Source organism: Gemmatimonadaceae bacterium (assembly GCA_036496605.1).
GTDB lineage: Bacteria > Gemmatimonadota > Gemmatimonadetes > Gemmatimonadales > Gemmatimonadaceae > AG2.
Window position 1 is genome coordinate 1 of the sequence record DASXKV010000024.1, and the last position, 2,936, is coordinate 2,936.

The following is a 2,936-nucleotide window of genomic DNA, read 5'->3' on the forward strand; positions in this document are numbered from 1 at the left end:
AGTGCGTGGTTGGTTTGTCCTGCCGCTGGAGGTTTTTGTGAGCCCGGTAACAAGCGCTGCGCAAATCAGACTCAATCGAACGTCACCCGCATGCTGGCGGATCACGTTCGACAATCCGCCGCTCAATGTCATGGGGCCGCAGTTTGTCCGTGAATTCAGGACCATCATGTCGGCCATCGAAGCCGACGAGCAGGTCAGGGTCGTAATCTTCGATAGCGCCGTCGACGGCTTCTTCCTGAACCACAGCGACTTCTATGCCGACTTCGCGGACCTGAAGAGCATTCCGCAAGGGCCGACCGGTCTCGAGGCGTGGCCTGACATCCTCGTCCGACTGACACGCATGCCGGTCGTGTCGATCGCGTCGATTCGAGGACGCGCCACCGGCAACGGCAGCGAGATTGCGCTCGCGTGCGACATGACGTTCGTCAGTCGAGAAAAGGCGGTGCTCTCGCAATGGGAGGTAGGGGTCGGGATGATCGCCGGCGGCGGACCGATGGCGCGTCTGCCTCACCTGATCGGCCGCGGACGGGCGCTGGAAGTGCTCCTCAGCTCGAACGACATTGGAGGAGAACTGGCCGAGGCTTACGGCTATGTGAACCGGGCGCTCCCGGATGCCGAGCTCGACGCGTTCGTCGACGCCCTCGCGACACGCATTTCGGCATTCGACAAGTGGGCAATCGCCAACACCAAGCGTCTCGTGAACGCCAGCCTGCCGGCCGATGTGGAGATCGCGGCCGGATGGGACGCATGCATGGCGTCTGTTGCACGACCGTCGACACAGGCGCGGCTCCAGGCATTCATGAAGCTTGGCTTTCACAAGCCAGGGGCAGCCGAAAACGAGCTTGGGGCATACCTCGGTCGCATCGGCGACTGACGTGAACGCCGAAACACAGGAGGTCCAACATGGATTTACTGCTTCTTGCGAAGACCATCGCGGAGCGTGGAAATGGCGACGGCGCGTGCTAGCCACCGTGGGTCCGCTGTTCGTACTGCTCGGTTTCGCCGCGGCATCATGTCTCGTGATCGCGGACAGCACACTGCCTTCGCTGAAGGCAGAGCGCTGGGTGAATTCGCCGGCGCTCACGGCTGTGGCGCTGCGCGGGAAAGTCGTGCTTGTCGACTTCTGGGAATATACCTGCGTGAACTGGATCCGCACCGCGCCGTATGTCAAGGCATGGAATCGCGAGTACGCATCATTCGGTCTCGTTGTGATCGGGGTCCATGCCCCCGAGTTCGAATTCGGCAGGCGCGCTGAGAACATCGACCGCGGCATTCGTGATCGAGGACTAACCTACCCGATCGCGATCGATAACGAGTTCGCCATCTGGCGGGCATTTGGGAACGACGCGTGGCCCGCGAAATATCTCTTCGATGATCGAGGACGCCTCGTGCACCGATGGGTCGGAGAAGGGAACTACGACGAAATCGAGCGTGAGATCAGGCGTCTCTTGCTTGGTGCACAGCCCGGAATCATGATGCCGCCGTTGAGCGGCGAGTCGACGACGTTTGCGAAGACTGGTCAACCTTCCTACGCCGGGATTACGAACGAGACTTACCTCGGCGCTGACCGGCGCGAGCCGGGGGCTGTCACACTGAAGGGCGATTGGCACATCGACCACGAGTACATCGAACTGAAGAAGGGCAACGGCGAAATCGTCCTCCCTTTTACGGCCTCCGAGGTGAATCTCGTCATGCAACCCGGGGCAGCGGGAGTTGCGGCTGTTTCAGTACTGCTCGATGGACAGCCGGTCGGAGACGCACGCGGAATGGATGTGGGCACAGACGGATTTGCGCGTTTCGATCGATCGGGAATGATTCGCCTGGTCGCCGGAGCCGTGCGACGACGCCACGTACTCACGCTGGCCTCTGGCGGTCCAGGGCTGCGCGCGTATGTGTTCACGTTCGGGCCCTGAGGAATTCGAATGCTGCGGGGATGCTCTGACGCATCTAGTGTTGACGAACTGGTCCGGACGCGTTCTCGCTTTTGCAAGATTTGGTATCGCCCTCGGTACGAGGGCGATACCAAGTCGACCGGCTCGAACTCGACTCAGTTGCTGTCCGCTCCCATCGATGCGTACGTAAGAACATCGAGATGTACGGTGTAAGTGAATCGGCGAACTGTGTCAGAACTGTGTCACATACCCCCCGAAACCCTGGGTCAACACCGTGATTTACGGGGACACGTCGACGCACATCGTTGTAGGGTGAAGTCGTTGATCGGAAGTGCGTTGGTGGGATTCGGTGTGCGTCAGCACGCGCGGCGGGAGTCAATTTCCAAGCGTGCTCCTTCAACCACTCGGACATCTCTCCGCTTTAGAATCAACGGCTTGCGAGCGGCGAACGAGGATTATCGCACACGCCGGCGACTTCCGACCACTTCCTCCGATCTTGTTTGCATTCAAAGGGTTGGGCGCGCACGCCACCGATGTGCGCGCCGAATTGTGTCAGACCTCTGAATGTACCGCGATCACTTACGGCGATTTACCCAAGCTGGATCTGGTGCAGAAGGCCGCGCGAGAGGCTATGTGACACGGGCTCGCCGTACTGGACGATTTCCACCTGCTCCTGATCCGATGGCGCAGTTCAGATGTTTGGCAGCAGATCGAAGTATTCGTCGTCTTCGTTCTTGCCGCCTTCCCCTTCGCCCATCTGCTTCTCGGATTCAATGAACTCGATCCGTTCGACCCATTTGACCATCTTGTATCCGAGTTGGTTCTCGACACGGAGCCGCAGGGGCGCCCCATAGACATCCGGAAGCGGTCGCTGATTCATCTCGAGCGCCAACAGACACTGCGGTTGAAGGACGTCCTCGAAGCGCTGCGTCTCGTAGTACCCGCCGCCGTACAGTCCTTCGCCAAACGAGAAGAAGACAACCGTGCGTGCCGCTGCGGTCGGCTTCACGAGACCGATGAGCTTGCTCATGGGCACCCCCTTCC

The 2,936-nt window shown here is 60.1% G+C and carries 3 protein-coding genes; 2 read left to right on the forward strand and 1 reads right to left on the reverse strand.

Going from position 1 to position 2,936, the window contains the following annotated elements:
* Positions 1-874: enoyl-CoA hydratase/isomerase family protein (locus VGH98_08275; GenBank protein HEY2375953.1), on the forward strand; the 874-nt coding region annotated here is incomplete at its 5' end.
* Positions 875-959: 85 nt separating this feature from the next.
* The gene (locus VGH98_08280; protein HEY2375954.1) at positions 960-1,913 is read left to right on the forward strand and encodes a redoxin domain-containing protein; all 954 of its coding nucleotides are present in this window, start codon (positions 960-962) and stop codon (positions 1,911-1,913) included.
* Positions 1,914-2,583: 670 nt separating this feature from the next.
* Here VGH98_08280 and VGH98_08285 read toward each other — a convergent pair.
* Positions 2,584-2,936, reverse strand: a 353-nt coding sequence (locus VGH98_08285) for a molybdopterin-dependent oxidoreductase (protein ID HEY2375955.1), incomplete at its 5' end; no start/stop codon positions are given.